This window comes from Nocardia sp. NPDC059180, assembly GCF_042754945.1.
GTDB lineage: Bacteria > Actinomycetota > Actinomycetes > Mycobacteriales > Mycobacteriaceae > Nocardia.
On record NZ_JBHZBU010000006.1, the window covers coordinates 55,304 to 71,267 of the forward strand.

The following is a 15,964-nucleotide window of genomic DNA, read 5'->3' on the forward strand; positions in this document are numbered from 1 at the left end:
GTCCGGCGGAGGTGCGGCAACACCGCCGCCGAACTCGGGGAACCGTCTCGGACCGTGCCCGCATTCGCACACCCGGCCAGAGTTTGGCAACCACAGGATAACCGGGTGGGTGATTCGCAGGGTGGTCCGCCGTATACACGCGACCCATCAGGAGTTACTCATGTCCACCATTCGTTCCGCGCTGGTCATCGGCGGTGGTATCGCAGGCCCCGTGGCCGCTACCGCACTGCTCGAGGCGGGTATCGATGCCCGCGTCTGCGAGGCCTATTCCGGCCCCTCGTTCAATATCGGCAGCGGGCTCGCGCTGGCGCCCAACGGTCTCGCGGCCCTCGACGTCGTCGGCGCGGGTGATCGCGTTCGCGCGATCGCGGTGCCCGTCCCGAAGATGAATCTGTCGGTCGGCGGCAAGCGGCTGCCGGTACCGACACTGTCCGACGTCGAGCCGCTACAGGTCGTCGACCGCAGTGAACTGCACCGGGAGCTGCACGATCACGCGATCGAGGCCGGTGTGCCGTTCGAATACGATAAGCGGCTGGTCGGCGTGGACGAACACGCCGACGGCGTCACCGCCCACTTCGCCGACGGCAGCACCGCTACCGCCGACGTGCTGATCGGCGCCGACGGCATCCGCTCCACCGTGCGCCAGCTGATTGATCCCGGCGCACCGGGACCGGCCTACACCGGCATGCTCGGATTCGGCGCGCTCACCGAAGCCGCCATCGACACCCCGCCCGAAACCATGGTCTTCGCGTTCGGCAAGCGCGCGTACTACCTGTACTGGCCCGAGGGACAGGGCCGTATCGCGTGGGGTGCGAACCTGCCGCACAAGCAGTACCTGTCGCTGACCGATGCCCGCGCCATCCCAGCCGAGCGCTGGTTGAAAATCCTGCGCGAGACCTACGCGGAGGACACCCCCGGCGGTCAGCTGGCCCGTGCCACCACCGCGGATCAGCTCCAGATCACCGGGGCCCTGCACATCATGCCGCCGGTCCCGCACTGGTATCGCGGGCGCATGGTGCTGGTCGGCGATTCCGTGCACGCGCCGTCCAACAGCTCCGGTCAGGGTGCGTCGCTGGCGGTGGAAAGCGCGGTCCAGCTGGCGCGGTGCCTGCGGGACCTGCCCACTGCCACCGAAGCTTTCGCCACCTACGAACAGCTCCGGCGCAGCAGGGTGGAAGGTGTCGCAGCCCGGGCCGCCAAGATCAACCACTCCAAAACACCCGGCCCGGTCGCCCGCAAGATCATGCAGATGCTCATGCCGATCATGGTGAAAACCGTGATGAACCCCGAGAAGACCTCGGGTACCGAGCAGCGCTACCGCATCGATTGGGATGCGCCTGTTCAGGCGGAAATGCAGGCGATGGTCGGCGCAGTGCGCTGATCGCTTCTCGTGCGTCAGGTGGACCGGCGCACTGCCGGTTCACCTTTCGGCGGTGCGATGGCGGCTATGCCGGCAGCGGCTTCACGCTTCGAAGGGGATGGTGTTTCCCGCAGCGTCGCGGGCGCCGACGTTCGCCTCGATAGCGGTGACCAGCTCGGTGACCGAAGTCCACGTCCGTGCGGGTTCGGCATCGAGGTTGCCGATGGTGTACCAGGTTTCGGTGTCGCGGTAGCGGACCAGGCCTTTACCGGATGCGTCGACGGTGACATCGAGGTCGCCGGATACCGTCCCTTCCTCTTCGGTCATGACGGCAGCCGCGGCGGTGAGCTCGATGATGTCGCTTATAGGAATTCTCCTCGCTTGACGCAGTCGTCGACGGCGGTACGGAGGGCCTTCTGCTCGTCGGGGTCGACGGTGAGGCCGTACTTTACCTTGATCTTGATGTAGTGATCGATATAGCCACACCGGAAATTGCCCGGTGGGAGGTAGTGCGCGGCGTCCTGGTCACCTTTGGAGCGGTTGGCCGAGGGGTCGGAGGCGATGAGATTGCCCGAGTCGTTGGCGATGCGGCGGCGGGTGGGCTCGTCGAGCTTGTCCGCGCCCGAGCGCCAGGCCTCGGCGAGCGGGACGATGTGCTCGGCGTCGACCGAGGCGGGGTCGGTCATCCACTTGTACGGCTTCAACTGCCCGGTCTTGCGGTCGGTGAAGCCGTACTGGTCGCGCCAGCCGCCGTCCGCGCCGACGGTCAGATCGCAGGTCTTCGCGTCGAGGGTGACCTTGCCGGTGGCGTCGCGCAGCATCATCACCTCGCGGGTGGTGCATTTGCTGTACTGGGCGAACTCGGGGCCGAAGCCGTGTTCGGGCTTGTTGGAATCCCAGTGCGGGAAGTTCTCCCGACTGTAGCCGTTCATCGAGCCTTCGGCAGCCACGCTGAGCCGACCGAGCAGTTCGCTGACATCGCGGCCGGAAGTGGTTGCCGCGCCCGCGGAACCGGCGCCACGCTTGGCGAACATATCGTCGACGTATCCGTAGCCGACGATGCCGAGCGCGATGAGGCAGACGGCGGCGGCGATGATGGTGCGGGTCCGGCCCGACGCCCGGGAGAGCAGATTGTTCACCGCGCGACCTCGAAGCGGACAGGGGAAACGATCTGGAGTGCGGTGAAACTCAACTGACTTCCTTGTCCTGCGCCCGAAAATTACCGGGCGTCAAGCTACCCGGTGTCGCGTGCTGTCGAAGGCACTGACAAGTATGAGATTACGCACACCACACCTAGTGGTCACGTGGACCATCCCCGGACCGGCGTGCCGGCGCTGATCCGGGGATGGCTTGCCACGGGCGAATTCGATGTCCGCCCGCGCGACTGAGGGGCGGCCAGTTGTCCAGACCGGCCGCGCCACGACACCTCGAGGCTGATGAGGGGGTAGTCCCGGGGTGTCGTGTCGCACGAGCGCAAACTCGTCGTGACGCTCGCGATCCGGGCGTCCACCCGGACCAAGCTTTCATCTACGTAACTGAATAGTAGATGTCTGATTTCGTGTCTGCAAACACCCTACCTACTTCCCACGATTGGGAGTTTTGTCCAGGTCGGCTGGGGTGGATCTACTGCTCGGGTACGGAAATGGTGGTCAGGCTGGGGGTTCGTCCGCTCACCGCTCGAGAGTACGTGCGGTGAGCTGCGATTATCCGGTGGTCACGATCACACCGGCGCGGCGGGTCGCAGCAGGGAACGGTCGCGTACTCCGAGTGCTGTCCGCGGCGCCACCGTCAACCAGGCGGCGATCAGCAGCGCGTACAGCGCAACGGCCGCGACGGCGAATACGTCGGCGCCGGTGTGGTGGAACAGGGCGGTGCTGCCGGTGACGCAGGTGCCGAGGGGGAAGGTGAATCCCCACCAGGTGAGGGAGAAGCCGAGGGCGCCCGCCCGGACCGTGCGCACGGTGACGGCGAGGGCAAGGGTCAACCACAGCATGGCGAAGCCCCACGTCGCGATGCCGAAAACGGTCGAGGCCACGACCAATCCGGACGCTTCGTGCGCCGGGACGACCATGGGTGCGGCGTCGGCCATCGCGCCCGCCGCGGTCACCGACTGGCCGAGTGGTCCGAGCACGATCCACAGCGTGGGCACCAGGCCTGCGGCGGGCGCGCCGAAATGCATCAGCCGCGACCAGATCATGGTGGTAGTGATCAGGGCGGCGATCAGGCTCAGGCCGAACATCGCGCCGCAGCAGGCCAGTAGCGTCAGGCGCGCCTGTCCCGGCGGAGTGTGGGGGAGAAGCAGTACGCCGGTGGCTGCGGAGACCATCGGCGGAACGACAGGCATCAGCCATCCGCCGAATGCCGCGTCCGGGGCGCCCGCCGGGGTGCGGGTGATCATCCGGTACGGCACCGCGAACGCGGTGGCCAAGCCGAGTGCTGTGCCCAGCGGCCACAAGATCCAGTCCAGCGTCACGGCCGCGGTCTCGCCGATGACGTCCTTGCCGAGCAGCATGGCGCCCGCGCCGACCGTGAGCAGCGCCATCGGCGGCGCGCCGGAGAAGTGGGCGAGGACCGGATGATCGCGCTCGGCGCGGACGTGTCCTCGATGACGAACTCCGCGCACCGCCCATGCCACGCCGAGCGCGGCCAGCAGCAGGGCGGCCAGCATCCACATCATGGTGGCGGCTGCTCGCAGCCCCGGTAGCTGGATCGGCAACGTGGCCGCGGCATTGGCGACGATCCCGGTGCCCATGACGATCGCGAACCAGTTCAGCCCGACGTTGGCCAGCGCGCCGGTGCGCGCGGGTGCGCTGCGCCGGACGACGGGGACGTGGGTCGCGGTAAGTGTCATGAACCCAAGGCTCGCGCGACACCGCCGCGCCGGGTAGTCGCCGCAGTCCTATGGGTACATAGAATGGTTCTATGCCTTTGTCGCCGCGGGTGCCCGATCTCGCCGCGCTCGACCTGCTGCTGTCGGTGGTCGAGCTCGGCAGCCTCGGCCGTGCCGCGCAAGCGCACGGCATCAGCCAGCCATCGGCGTCCTCACGGATTCGCACCCTGGAGAAGCTGGTCGGCGTACCGGTCCTGGAACGCACCACCCTCGGCTCCCGGCCCACCCGTGCCGGCGCGCTCATCGTGGAGTGGGCTCGTGCCGTCATCGACGCGGCCGGACAGTTGGACGCCGGTATCGACACCTTGCGCGCCGAACGCGACTCCCGGCTGCGCGTCGCGGCCAGCCAGACCATCGCAGAATATTTGTTCCCGGGCTGGCTGACGGCACTGCGCGCTTCGGCGGCCGATCTCACCATCGCGCTCGAATCCGGCAATTCGGCGGAGGTCGCGCAAGCGGTACTGGATGGCCGGGCGGCGATCGGGTTCATCGAGAGCAGACAGAGTTTCGCCGGTTTGGACAGCCGGGTGGTGGGCAAGGACCGCTTGGTAGTGGTGGTCTCGCCGGATCATCGGTGGGCCCGGCGGGGCTCGGTGGGCATCGATGAGCTGGTCGAAACGCCGCTGCTGCAACGGGAAGCCGGGTCCGGCACGCTGAACTGGTTCGAGCACGCATTGGCTCGGGCACGGCCGGGCGCGCGTGCGGCGGTGGCCTTGGAGGCGTCGTCGGTGACCGCGATCAAATCGGCCGTTGCCGCGGGCGTCGGTCCTGCCGTGCTCAGTTCACTCGCGGTCGCCGCCGAGGTAGCGGCGGGGACTCTGGTTGCGCCCACCGTGACCGGGCTCGAACTCGACCGAGTGCTGCGTGCGGTGTGGCCTGCGGGTACACGGCCGACCGGGCCTGCGCGCGATCTCTACACGATCGCCCGCCGGTCTACCGCGGAGGCGGGGCGGTAGTCGCTCAGTCCGCCTCTTCCTCGACGGGTTGCGCAGTCGGCGGGACGCCCGTGTCGAGGAAGCGGATCAGGCGTTCGATGCGGGCGGTGTGGTCGACGCAGCGTTCCAGGTGGTGGCCGAGCAGGGCGAGTTCGATGGCGGTGTCGGTGCTTCCGGTCCAGGCCGGGGCGCTGAGGGCCGAATGCAGCTGGTGGTTCAGCGCTTCCATGGTCTCGACGGGCGGATCTGGTGCCTCTTCGGGCGGCTGTTGCCCGGCGGCGACCGAGCGAAGAGCGTGTGCGGTCGCGCGGGCGGCGCGTCTGCCCATCTCCGCGAGCAATGCCACGATCGGTTCGGGGGCGACCGGATCCGGATTGCTCTTGTAGACCTGATCGGCCACCCGGCTGGTGAGCCAGCCGATCCGGGACAGCTCACCCGCGATCTGGATGGCGGTCACTACGTGCCGCAGATCGCGGGCGACCGGCGCCTGCAGCGCGAGCAGCACCACCGTGCGCTCCTCGCATGCCGCGTACATGGCCTGTAGCCGCTCGTCGAGGGCGAAGACCTCGTAGGCCGCGGTGAGGTCGGCATCGACGAGCGCGTCGGTGACGCGCTCGGCGGCGTCTTGGGTGAGCCGGCACATCTGCGTCAACTCATCGGTCAACGCGACGAGCTCATTGGTGAACTGGGTCCGCACGCGCCAAATTGTCGCCTATGTGTACCCCGCCGGTCGATTGATCGCGTGATCTTCGTTGCCGGGACTGCCCGGAATGCCTTGCCGCGCCGCATGAAATCCGCGCGAACGGCCCTGTTTCGGCACCTGTCGCCGCCGCTCGCCGACCGCTCCGCACCGGTATTCCCACCAGTGCAGGCACCATAAACTGCGGTAATGGCTGGCCCAACCCCCTGGCAGGCCAAAGCTGCCCGAGACACCGGTGTCGAACCGGCGAGTCCGCATGCGCCCGCCACGGAGGGTTCCACCGAATCCGTAGCGGCGGGTCCGCACGACTCCGCAGCCGCGAGTTCGAGCGGATCGGCGTCAGCCGACGCCGGCGAGCCCGCGGTCACGAGCTCGGTCGAAGGCGCCGCTGGCGGTTCGCATGGGCTCGCGGTCGCGAGTTCGGCTGAATCCGCGGCCGCAGGCCCACCCTCGAGCAGCGCGGGATCGGGTGGATCTCGGGTCGCGCGGCAGGTGGGCGAGGTTCGTGAGCGGATGGCGACGGCGCGGGGCGTGGCATCTCCGCTGCGGGGACATTGGGGCTATCTGCTGGCGGCGGCCGGGGCGTTCATCACCTTGATATTGATGACACGGCCGTGGTTGGTGGCCTCCGGAGCCAACGGATCCGTGGAATCCACCGCGTTCGGCCGCATCGATGTGACCACCAAATACCTGACCGTCTGGTCTAAGTCGCCGCCGAAGACCCCGCAGGTCAGCGGTCTCTGGGCCTTCGTCACCGCGGCTGTGATCGTGCTGACGATCTGTTTCGCAGTGCTCTACTTCCGCATGCGCACGGAGTTCTACGCCCGAATGGTGGCGGGATCATCGGTGGCCGTGGCGGTTCTGGTGCTGTTCACCATGCTCTACCTCGACAGCAAAGGCGCGGAACTCAAGGCCCTGACGTCGCGGAAATACGACCTGGGAGGTCAGGTCGGCCAGTTCCTGAGCTGGGTGAATGGGCAGGGCAAGTTCATCCTGCCTGGGGCAGGCCAAGGGCAGTACGTCGCCACCTCGCGGTTCACACCCTCGGCTGTCGCCTGCGCTGTGATCGCGGTCGCCTCCGCGCTGGCGGCCATCGGCCAATGGCTGGTCGGCCGCGGGGCCGAACCGCGCAGCCTGGTGGCACGCGTGTCGGCCATGCGTGAAAGGTGGGACGCCGCTGGTCGCGCGGTCGCCGCGGCAAAGAGCGCCGGCCGTGAGACATCCGCCGGTTCAGCTGGTGCGGCCGGTTCCGCGGCCACGGACTCTGGCTCCGCTGAGGCTGTCTCCGGTTCCGCCGGCGCTGCCTCCGGTTCCGCGAGCGCGGCACGTGCCGGGAATGAGGCGGCGGTCATCGCGAGCACCCCGGCGGCCGGTTCTGCTGGGTCGGCCGCGGATTCTGCCGAGGCAGCCTCGGGTTCGACGGAATCAGACGCCGGCCCGACCGGCAGCACTCGCTCCACCGATACCGACCGCTAGATCACGCGCACGGGCGCCTCCGCGGCCGTCGGCATGCGAACCTGCGACCGGTCGCGCCGCCGGTTCTGTTGGCGCGGTACCGATCCCCAGCAGATGGCTGCCCGGTCGCGATCGCTCGGTCGGAGCAGTCGCCGATCCAGAGTTCGCTGGACGATCGCCAGCCATGTGGGGCTCGCTCCCGCCGTCGGCGCAGCGACGATCGGTTCACTGGTGCCGGCCGCAGAGCCACGTGCACCCGGGATGCCCTCGCTTCCGGCGGTAATCCGTCAGGCGTGCTTGTTGTGGGCGCCGACCGTGCCGTGAAATCTGTGGTCACAGCCGTCTGAACTGCACAGACAGGTTTCCGATCGGCTGTAGTCGAGGGTCGTGCCCGCACTGGACCCCGGCTGCCTCACAGGCGATCGTGACCTATAACACGAACCCTCTCGGGTGATGTCGAATCCAGTTTCTTTGTGCTCATGGTCACCCCCCTGCGAATTTGTATGTCACCTCTCGTAACGATTAGCTTCCTGAGGGTTGGCATCGACGCCGAAAGCAGAGAGTGCGCCATGAAACCCGAAACACGCTGCCGCCCGCGCTGGTGCGCAAGCGCCGCGATCGCGGCGCGAGGACTTCGCTGATGACGCTGGATACCCGGAAGCCGCCGAGCGATTCGGCTGTCGCGATCGTGCGCAAGAATTTCTCCGGCACGGTCGTGTCGTCGCTGCGGACCTTCGGTCGTGCGGTCGGTGTCGCGCAGGAGTCGGTGACCGGCGCGGCGAGCGATATCGCGCGCGGCAAATTCCAGTGGCAGGAAACGCTGATCCAGGCGTGGCGGCTGGTGACCGTCACCGCGATTCCGGCGATCCTGATGGCCATCCCGTTCGGTGTGATCGTGTCGGTGCAGGTCGGCAACCTGATCCATACGCTCGGCGCGGATTCGCTGCTGGGCGCGACCGGCGGCCTCGGGGTGATCAAGCAGGGCGCGCCGATGGCCACCGGATTCCTGCTCGGCGGTGCCGGTGCGGCGGCGATCGCGGCCGACCTGGGTGCGCGCACGATCCGGGAAGAGATAGACGCGCTCAACACCATGGGCATCAGCCCGATCCATCGACTGGTCATTCCGCGCATGGTCGCGATGCTGATCGTCGCGCCGCTGCTGAACGTGCTGATCATCTTCGTCGGCGTGCTGGCCGGATACCTGGTGGCCGTCGGCGGCCAGGGCGTCACGCCCGGTTCGTATTGGGCGACCTTCGGTTCGTTCACCACCGTCGCCGATGTGTGGGTGTCGCTGGTGAAGGCGCTGATCTTCGGGTTCCTCGTGGTCGTGATCGCCTGCCAGCGTGGGCTCGAAGCCAAGGGTGGTCCGCGCGGTGTGGCCGATGCGGTGAACGCGGCGGTGGTGCTGTCGGTGGTCTCGATCGTGATCGTGAACCTCGCCATGTCCCAGATCAGCGCCATGTTCATGCCGACGAGGCTGGTCTGATGGCGACCTCGTCCTACACCCCGAAGGGGCTCGGCTGGGCCGCGCGCTATGTCCGCCGCGGCAGCAGGCTGCTGCGCGGTGTCGAATCGTTCGGATTCGTGGCGGTCTTCGTGTGGCAGGTGCTGTCGTCTGTGCCGCTGACCGTGCGCCGCTACCGGCAGGAGACGATGCGCGCGATCACCGATATGACCTGGGGCCGCGGCTCGGTCATCGTCGGTGGCGGCACCGTGCCGATGATGATCGTGCTCGGTCTGGTGATGGGCGCCTCGGTCGGTGTCGAATCGTTCGCGATTCTGGACATGCTCGGCATGGGCCCGGTCACCGGCATCGTTTCGGCATTCGCCACCACTCGTGAGCTGGCGCCGATCGCGGCGGCGATCGGGTTCGCCGCACAGGCCGGATGCCGGATGACCGCCGAGATCGGGTCGATGCGTATCTCCGAGGAGATCGACGCCATCGAGGCGCTCGGTCTGCGGTCGGTGCCGTTCGTGGTCACCACCCGCGTCATCGCCGGGGCCATCGCCATCGTGCCGACCTTCCTGATCGCGCTGATCCTGAGCTACCTGGCCTGCCGCGGTCTGCTCACCCTGGTGCACAGCCAGTCGGCGGGCGTCTACGACCACTACTTCTTCCAGTTCGTGTCCGGTTTCGACGTGATCGCCGCGGTGATCAAGGTGGCGATCTTCGGCACGGTGGTGATCTTGGTGCACAGCTATTACGGGTTCTTCGCCACCGGCGGCCCGGAGGGCGTGGGAATCGCGTCCGGCCGTGCGGTGCGGGCCAGCTTCGTGGCGATCATCGCGATCGACATGGTGCTGTCCATCGCGCTGTGGGGCTTCAACTCGGCGATCAGTTTCACGGGGTAGGACAGATGCCGAAATACGGAATGCCAGGAGTCGCGGCCGACCGGGCCCGCGCGATGACGGTCGGCGCGGTGATCGTCGGTGTGATCGTCGCGGTGCTGCTGGCCACAGTCTGCTACCGCGCGCTGCGTTCGGAGGACGGATTGCGGATCGCGTTGCACACCGAGCAGATCGGTGACGGCGTGGTCGCGGGGACCCAGGTGCGCGTCGACGGTGTGCTGGTCGGCGAGGTCGCCGAGATCGCGCCCGATGTGCTCGGCACTCAACGCATCACGCTGCAACTCGACGACACTCGGCTGTCCGGGCTCGACGACAGCCTGAAGGTCGATTACGCACCGGCCAACCTGTTCGGCGTCAGCGAACTCGAATTGCTGCCCGGTGACGGCGGTTCGCCGCTGCGCGGCGATATGGTGATCGACCTGACCGGCGACCGCGCCGCCGACGTCTACGACGCCACCATGGGCAGCCTGCTGCGCGGTATGTCGCAGGTCGGCGCGACGGTGTTCACGCCGCAGATGGCGACCGTCATCGCGCAGGCCGCCGCGGACGTCAAGGCGTTCACGCCGCTCGCGGAAGCGTTGATCGCGGCCGCGCGCACCGTCGCCGACAACCAGTCCATGCCGTCGTCGGAGCTGTTCGGCCGCCTCGGCGGCGCCTTCGACGGCGGCGGAAAGTTCGCGGGCGCCACCATCGAGGTCATCGACCAGCTCGTGGAAATCGGTGTGCTGAACACCGATCGCGAACGTCTCGATGCCGGTGTGAGCGCACTGACCGGGCAGATCCTGCCCGCGCTTGCCACCACGCTGACCGAGGCCGGTCAGCTCTCGGGCTACACCGACATGCTGGTGCCGCTACTCACGGCGCTGGCGCGCACGGTGCCACGTCCGCAGCAGTCCGCCGCGGAACTACGTGACTTGTTGACCCGGCTCGGTGCGGCCATGAAGGACACCCCGGACGGTCCCGTCCTCGATCTCGAACTCGAGCTGCGTGGTGTGCCCGGTATCGCGGTGCCGCTGCTCGGACTGCCCGCACAGGGAGGTGCGCGATGACGGTACGTGGCGCGGCCTGGCGGCTGGTGCTGTTCGCCGCGGTGATGGTGGCGATCCTGCTGGTGGTCATCACGGCCATCAAGCGGCCGGTCGGCGGTGACACCGAGGCGCACAGCGCGCTGTTCACCGACGCCACCGGTCTCAAGGTCGGCGACGACGTGCGCATGTACGGCGTGCAGGTCGGCAAGGTCGAGGGCATCGAACTCAGCGGATATCAGGCCGAGGTGCACCTCACGGTCAAGACCTCGACCCCGATCTATGACAACAGCGTGCTGGCCATCCGCTACCAGAACCTCACCGGCCAGCGCTACATCGATCTACAGCAGCAGCCGAACCCCGGCGCCCGGCTGTCCGCGGACGCGGCCATCGGCACCGAGATGACGCTGCCGTCCTTCGATGTGACCAGTCTGTTCAACGGCCTGAAGCCGGTGCTGGCCACCATGTCTCCGGAGGCGATCAACCAGTTCACCGAGAGCATGCTCGCGGTGATCGAGGGTGACGGCGCCGGACTCGGGCCGGCCCTGGATGCCATCGGCAAGCTCAGCGAACACGTCGGCAACCGGCAGGAAGTGATCGCCACACTGGTCGGCAACATGTCCGATCTCGCCGACCGGGTCGGTGGCCGGGTGCACCATCTGGTGCCGCTGCTGGCGCGACTGTCCGACATCTTCGAGGCGCTGCGCGCCAATGTCGGTGGCCTGGCCGAATTCGCGATGACCGCGCCCTCGGTACTCGCGCCGATCGACCGTCTGCTCGACGCGCTCGGCCTGAGCACCGACGCAGGCACCGACGTGGACGCGATGATCCGCGGACTGTTCCCCGATCCGCAGCAAGCGGTCGAGGTGTTCGGCAGGCTGCCCGGCCTGCTCGCCACGATCGACAATGCCCTGCCGCGCACCATCGCGGGCTGGAAGCCCGAGTGCAGCAAAGGACAAGCCGAACTGCCCGAGCCGGTGCAGGTGCTCATCGGCGGACAGAAGGTCGCGATATGCAACGCGTGAAACTGCCCGGTGCTGCCCGGATCCGCCGTGTGTTCAGCGGTAATACGCCGATCATGGACGCGCCGACCCGGCTGCGTAAGGAGCTGCGGTTCGGCATCATCGGCGCCGTGGTGCTTGTGATCGCCGCCGTCGCCGCCGCCGTCGTGTACGTGGTGCCGTTCGGCAAAACCACCTATACCGCCGAACTCACCGAAGCGCAGTCGGTGAAAGTGGGCGACGATGTGCGGCTGGCCGGTATTTCGGTCGGCACGGTGGAATCGCTCGATTTGAAACCGGACCGGGTCGTCATGGAGTTCACCGTCGACTCGGAGGTATTCGTCGGTGATCAGAGCTCACTCGATATCCGCATGCTCACCATCGTCGGCGGCCACTACGTCGCGCTGTTTCCGGCCGGTGACGAGCCGCTGGGGGACAAGACGATCCCGTCGGATCGGGTTCGCCTGCCCTACAGCCTGATCGAAACCTTCCAGGACGCCACCACGCCCTTGCAGGCCACCGACGGCGACACCTTGCGCCGCAATCTGGCCTCGATCCAGACATCCATCGACGGCGCGCCCGACACCTTGCGCACCACGCTGGACACGCTCGGCCAGTATCTCGACGCGATCGAACGTCAGCGCACCCAGGTGTCGAACGCGATCGCCGTCGCCGACGAGTACGTCACCATGTACGACGGCGCCAAGTCCGATCTGGGCAGGTTGATGGACAACGTCAACCTGATGGAAACCCTGCTGCTGGACAAGCGCGCCGAGCTGAAAGAGGCGGTCGGGTTGCTGTCGTCGGTGGTGCAGCGGCTGGCCACCCTCGTTCCGGCCTGGGACGACACGCTGAAGCCGAAGGCGCAGCAGCTCGCCGACGCGCTGCCGCGACTGGAGGAATTCGGCACCCAGCTCGAGCCGCTCATCACCGCGGTGCAAGGCCTTGGCGAACGGCTGGGTGGACTGGTGATCCCGGATGGTCCCGTGACGATCGACCGCTCCGGTGAAACGGTCACCGCGCCACCGGGTCTGGATCCGGGGGCCGCGCTCGGCCCGGTGTGTGTTCCGGTGCCGGGGAAGGTGTGCTGATGCTGAAGCGGATTCTCGGCTCGCAGGCATTCATGTCGATCGCGGGTGCGCTGGTCATCGCGCTGCTCGCGGTCGCGGGGTATGTGATCGCGTTCGACCCGATCGAGGACACGCGGTCCTACTGCGCGATCATGCCCGACAGCGTGGGCCTGTACGAGGGCAACCAGGTCTCCATGCGCGGCATCAATGTCGGCACGGTAACCGGTATCCGGCCCGAAGGTGCCGCCGTGCGCGTCGATTTCGACGTCGACGCGCAATACCCGGTCTACGCCGACGCCTCGGCAACCACGCTGTCCGACAGCGTTGTCGCCGATCGCGAACTGGCAGTGCTGGCCAGCGGCAAGACCGCCGACCAGTGGGACGCCGGGCAGTGCATCACCAAAACCCTGACGCCCAAGAGCCTCACCGAAACCATTACCGCGCTGGCGGCGCTGTCCGACCAGATCGGCGGCACACCGCAGACCCAGCCGGATGCGCTGGCCGGTGGCCTCGCCGCGCTGGACTCGGCGACCGCAGGGACCGGTGCGCAGATCAACGATCTGGTCATGAAGCTCGGCTCGACGCTGAAATCCCCCGACGCCGATATCGGCCATCTCGCGGGCATCTTCGACGCGTTCTCCTCGGTATCGCAGAAGGTCAGCGCGCACTGGGGCGACCTGAAGACCATGCTCACCCGGTTGGCGCCGGTGCTGAACCAGGCCAGCAACGATCTGCTGGTGCCTGGTGCGGCGTTGTTCGACGGGCTGCGCGAGGTGCTGCCAATGCTCAACGAGCTGACCACCATCCTCGCCGACCCGCTGATGGGCACTCTGGACGGCTTGGTTCCGCTGGTGAAGATGTTGCGCGCCAACGTCGGCTCGCTACGTGAGGTCGTCCTCATGGCACCCGCGCTGACCTCCGCGTTCCGCTCGGTCACCGATCCGGCGACCGGTGCGCCCGGCCTGGTCTACGCCCCGCCGCGGGTGGCGATCGCGCACCGCGACGCCGAACAGGTCTGCGCCGCCATCAACGCCGTCGCGCCAGGTCGCTGTGCGGGCGCAGACAACGGCATGGTCGATGTCCAACTCGTTCAGCTGGTGCTGGGATTGGCAGGTGCGCGATGACCGCGCTGCTCGGGATGCGCTGTGCCGCGGTCGCACTGGTGTCGGTGGCCGCGCTGACCGTCGGGGGCTGCGGGTTCGATCCGGCCCAGGTTCCGGTGCCCGGCACCTCGGTGTCGGGGTCGACCTACAAGGTCGGCATCGAGTTCGCGAACGTGTTGAATCTGCCCGCGCGTGCCAAGGTCATCGCCAATGGCGCGCAGGTCGGGACGGTGGAATCGGTGCGGGTCGTGCCTGCTGCCGAGGCGCCGCAGGGTCGCGGCGGGTACGTCGTGGTCGACATCGAGGTCTCCGATGATGTGCGCCTGCCCGACACCACGATCGCCGAACTGCGCCAGAACACCGTGCTCGGCGATATCCACATCGCGTTGACCACCCCGCCCGACGGGTTCGACTCGTTGCTGCCGCGCGGTGGCACCATCACCCTCGAACACACCAAGCCGCCGGTGCAGCTCGAGGACACGATGGCCGCCATGGCGGTGTTCGTGCAGGGCGGCGCGGTGGGCCAGTTGCAGGACATCATCAACCGGTTCAATTCGGTACTGCCGCAGGATCCGATGGAAACCCAGCGCATCACCCAGGTGATGGCGGGCGACGCCGTCGATCTGGCCGCGAACCTCGATCAGGTGGACCGGCTGCTGTACGGCCTCGAGATGAATTCGAGTGTGCTGCACGAGATCCAGCCCGAGCTGGACAATATTCTTCGTCCGGAATCGGTGGAGCAGATGAATGCGGCCACCACCTCCATCTCCGGTGTCACCGATATCTTCGGCGCGCTGGGGCCGGTCGGTCATTCGATGGCATGGCTGGCGCCACTGGTCCAGTCCGGTGACGCGGCCGCGATGGCGTTCGCGCCGTTGATCACGGGTGCGCCGCTGAACACCGCCTCGCCGTCGAATCTCGCGCTGCTCACCGCGCTGTTGCGGGACAAGATCATTCCGTTCGTGGAGCGCGGTGCGAAGGTGAACGTTTCCGGGGTCAGCGTGTCGCCGGAGGGTGGCGCACCGATCTCTGCCGACGACCAGGTCGACCGGATCCTGCAGACCCTGCGCATGATCGGAGCCATCCGATGAAGATCGGCCCGCTGGCCTCTCTCGGCGGTATCGCCGCCATCACCGTGCTCGGCGCGAGCTATCTGACCTTCGGTGTGGTGCAGGTCGATCCGTTCGCCGACTACACCGAGGCATCGATGGTGCTGACGAATTCCGGTGGGCTCGGGGTGGGTTCGCCGATCCTGCTGACCGGTATCGAGGTCGGGCGGGTGACCTCGGTGGACCGCACCGTCTCCGGTGTGGAGGTCGGGTTGCGGGTGGACAGCGACCACAAGGTGCCCACCGACAGCATCGTCACCATCGAGCATCTGTCCGCGCTGGGCGAACCGTACGTGCAGTTCCGGCCGAAAACCGGTGCGGGACCGTACCTGGAGGACGGTCAGCAGCTGCACTCGCAGGAGGTGCGTACGCCGCTGTCGATCCCGCAGGCGGCCCGGATGGTCACCAATACGATGAACCAGCTCGATCCCGCGGTGGTCGGATCACTGGCCGAGACTATGAGCGTCGCGCTGCACGGCACCGATGCCGTGATGCCGGAACTCACCCGCGCCGCCGATCTGCTCGCCTCCACCATCGTGTCGCGGGAACCGCAGATCGCCCAGCTGCTCAACGATTTCGAGACCGTCTCCCAGGACATCGACTGGGCCGGACCGGCCACCGCGGCCGCTGCGCCCGCCTTCACCGAGTTCGCCCAGCGCCTCGACGAGCTGGTCGAATCGGTGGGCCGGTTGATCCAGACCGGCAACGCCCCCGAGATGTACCTCGAGGGCAACGGCCTGGTGCCGTTCCTGCAACGACTCACCGAATGGGTCCATCAGGTCGGTCCCGAACTGGCCTCCCTGCTCCCCGGCCTGCAACCGCTGGCCGATGCCGTCACCACCACGGCCCCCCGCCTCGACATCTCCGCCCTCATCTCCCAAGCACTCGCATCCACCGACGCCGACGCCGTCCAAGTCCGCGTCACCGTCAAGTAGTTCTACGAGTGGTACCTGGCTTCGGGGTCTAC

At 67.5% G+C, this 15,964-nt stretch carries 15 protein-coding genes; 11 read left to right on the top strand and 4 right to left on the bottom strand.

All coding sequences use genetic code 11. The features are described from left to right. The first annotated feature begins 160 nt into the window (after positions 1-160). Entirely contained in the window at positions 161-1,381 is a 1,221-nt protein-coding gene (locus ACFXNW_RS19600) for an FAD-dependent oxidoreductase (protein WP_379419146.1), read from the top strand. A gap of 81 nt (positions 1,382-1,462) precedes the next feature. Here ACFXNW_RS19600 and ACFXNW_RS19605 read toward each other — a convergent pair whose 3' ends face one another. From ACFXNW_RS19605 to ACFXNW_RS19615, 3 genes are all read right to left on the bottom strand, one after another. Continuing rightward, entirely contained in the window at positions 1,463-1,687 is a 225-nt protein-coding gene (locus ACFXNW_RS19605) for a hypothetical protein (RefSeq protein ID WP_379419147.1), read from the bottom strand. Positions 1,688-1,722: 35 nt separating this feature from the next. Then, a complete protein-coding gene (locus tag ACFXNW_RS19610) occupies positions 1,723-2,499 on the bottom strand; it encodes an HNH endonuclease family protein (RefSeq protein WP_379419148.1) in 777 nt (258 codons plus the stop codon). A 581-nt stretch (positions 2,500-3,080) separates the two neighbouring features. Next, a complete protein-coding gene (locus tag ACFXNW_RS19615; RefSeq protein WP_379419149.1) occupies positions 3,081-4,211 on the bottom strand; it encodes a TDT family transporter in 1,131 nt (376 codons plus the stop codon). Positions 4,212-4,282: 71 nt separating this feature from the next. Here ACFXNW_RS19615 and ACFXNW_RS19620 point away from each other — a divergent pair, with 71 nt between their 5' ends. After that, entirely contained in the window at positions 4,283-5,206 is a 924-nt protein-coding gene (locus ACFXNW_RS19620; RefSeq protein ID WP_379419150.1) for a LysR family transcriptional regulator, read from the top strand. 4 nt (positions 5,207-5,210) lie between these two features. Here the strand turns inward: ACFXNW_RS19620 and ACFXNW_RS19625 are convergent, their stop codons facing one another. After that, positions 5,211-5,882 carry a phosphate uptake regulator PhoU gene (locus ACFXNW_RS19625; RefSeq protein WP_379419151.1) on the bottom strand — a complete coding sequence of 224 codons (672 nt, stop codon included), beginning with the start codon at positions 5,880-5,882 and terminating at the stop codon, positions 5,211-5,213. 192 nt (positions 5,883-6,074) lie between these two features. Between ACFXNW_RS19625 and ACFXNW_RS19630 the strand changes: the two genes are divergently transcribed. The 9 genes from ACFXNW_RS19630 to ACFXNW_RS19670 all read left to right on the top strand — a co-directional run bounded on the left by ACFXNW_RS19630 (position 6,075) and on the right by ACFXNW_RS19670 (position 15,932). Beyond that, complete coding sequence (locus ACFXNW_RS19630) at positions 6,075-7,361, top strand: hypothetical protein (RefSeq protein ID WP_379419152.1); 1,287 nt, start codon at positions 6,075-6,077, stop codon at positions 7,359-7,361. Between the two features lie 619 nt (positions 7,362-7,980). Further along, entirely contained in the window at positions 7,981-8,826 is an 846-nt protein-coding gene (locus tag ACFXNW_RS19635; RefSeq protein WP_379419153.1) for an MlaE family ABC transporter permease, read from the top strand. After that, positions 8,826-9,692 carry an MlaE family ABC transporter permease gene (locus ACFXNW_RS19640; protein WP_379419154.1) on the top strand — a complete coding sequence of 289 codons (867 nt, stop codon included), beginning with the start codon at positions 8,826-8,828 and terminating at the stop codon, positions 9,690-9,692. The genes ACFXNW_RS19635 and ACFXNW_RS19640 overlap by 1 nt, the downstream gene beginning before the upstream one ends. Before the next feature lie 5 nt (positions 9,693-9,697). Beyond that, on the top strand, positions 9,698-10,738 hold the full coding sequence (locus ACFXNW_RS19645) for a mammalian cell entry protein (RefSeq protein ID WP_379419155.1): 1,041 nt from the start codon (positions 9,698-9,700) through the stop codon (positions 10,736-10,738). Continuing rightward, complete coding sequence (locus ACFXNW_RS19650; RefSeq protein WP_379419156.1) at positions 10,735-11,739, top strand: MlaD family protein; 1,005 nt, start codon at positions 10,735-10,737, stop codon at positions 11,737-11,739. Before ACFXNW_RS19645 ends, ACFXNW_RS19650 begins: the two co-directional genes overlap by 4 nt. Then, positions 11,727-12,806: an MlaD family protein gene (locus tag ACFXNW_RS19655; RefSeq protein WP_379419157.1), complete on the top strand. Its 1,080-nt coding sequence runs from the start codon at positions 11,727-11,729 to the stop codon at positions 12,804-12,806. The genes ACFXNW_RS19650 and ACFXNW_RS19655 overlap by 13 nt, the downstream gene beginning before the upstream one ends. Next, positions 12,806-13,909, top strand: a complete 1,104-nt coding sequence (locus ACFXNW_RS19660; RefSeq protein WP_379419158.1) for an MlaD family protein — start codon at positions 12,806-12,808, stop codon at positions 13,907-13,909. The genes ACFXNW_RS19655 and ACFXNW_RS19660 overlap by 1 nt, the downstream gene beginning before the upstream one ends. Continuing rightward, on the top strand, positions 13,906-14,979 hold the full coding sequence (locus ACFXNW_RS19665) for an MlaD family protein (protein ID WP_379419159.1): 1,074 nt from the start codon (positions 13,906-13,908) through the stop codon (positions 14,977-14,979). Before ACFXNW_RS19660 ends, ACFXNW_RS19665 begins: the two co-directional genes overlap by 4 nt. Further along, complete coding sequence (locus ACFXNW_RS19670; RefSeq protein ID WP_379419160.1) at positions 14,976-15,932, top strand: MlaD family protein; 957 nt, start codon at positions 14,976-14,978, stop codon at positions 15,930-15,932. The genes ACFXNW_RS19665 and ACFXNW_RS19670 overlap by 4 nt, the downstream gene beginning before the upstream one ends. Positions 15,933-15,964: the final 32 nt, after the last annotated feature.

Excerpts from the sequence above, each read along its gene's own strand:
- ACFXNW_RS19600 (WP_379419146.1), top strand. The coding sequence starts at position 161 with ATGTCCACCATTCGTTCCGCGCTGGTCATCGGCGGTGGTATCGCAGGC.
- ACFXNW_RS19605 (WP_379419147.1), bottom strand. The coding sequence starts at position 1,687 with ATGACCGAAGAGGAAGGGACGGTATCCGGCGACCTCGATGTCACCGTC.
- ACFXNW_RS19615 (WP_379419149.1), bottom strand. The coding sequence starts at position 4,211 with ATGACACTTACCGCGACCCACGTCCCCGTCGTCCGGCGCAGCGCACCC.
- ACFXNW_RS19620 (WP_379419150.1), top strand. The coding sequence starts at position 4,283 with ATGCCTTTGTCGCCGCGGGTGCCCGATCTCGCCGCGCTCGACCTGCTG.
- ACFXNW_RS19630 (WP_379419152.1), top strand. The coding sequence starts at position 6,075 with ATGGCTGGCCCAACCCCCTGGCAGGCCAAAGCTGCCCGAGACACCGGT.
- ACFXNW_RS19635 (WP_379419153.1), top strand. The coding sequence starts at position 7,981 with ATGACGCTGGATACCCGGAAGCCGCCGAGCGATTCGGCTGTCGCGATC.
- ACFXNW_RS19640 (WP_379419154.1), top strand. The coding sequence starts at position 8,826 with ATGGCGACCTCGTCCTACACCCCGAAGGGGCTCGGCTGGGCCGCGCGC.
- ACFXNW_RS19645 (WP_379419155.1), top strand. The coding sequence starts at position 9,698 with ATGCCGAAATACGGAATGCCAGGAGTCGCGGCCGACCGGGCCCGCGCG.
- ACFXNW_RS19650 (WP_379419156.1), top strand. The coding sequence starts at position 10,735 with ATGACGGTACGTGGCGCGGCCTGGCGGCTGGTGCTGTTCGCCGCGGTG.
- ACFXNW_RS19655 (WP_379419157.1), top strand. The coding sequence starts at position 11,727 with ATGCAACGCGTGAAACTGCCCGGTGCTGCCCGGATCCGCCGTGTGTTC.
- ACFXNW_RS19660 (WP_379419158.1), top strand. The coding sequence starts at position 12,806 with ATGCTGAAGCGGATTCTCGGCTCGCAGGCATTCATGTCGATCGCGGGT.
- ACFXNW_RS19665 (WP_379419159.1), top strand. The coding sequence starts at position 13,906 with ATGACCGCGCTGCTCGGGATGCGCTGTGCCGCGGTCGCACTGGTGTCG.
- ACFXNW_RS19670 (WP_379419160.1), top strand. The coding sequence starts at position 14,976 with ATGAAGATCGGCCCGCTGGCCTCTCTCGGCGGTATCGCCGCCATCACC.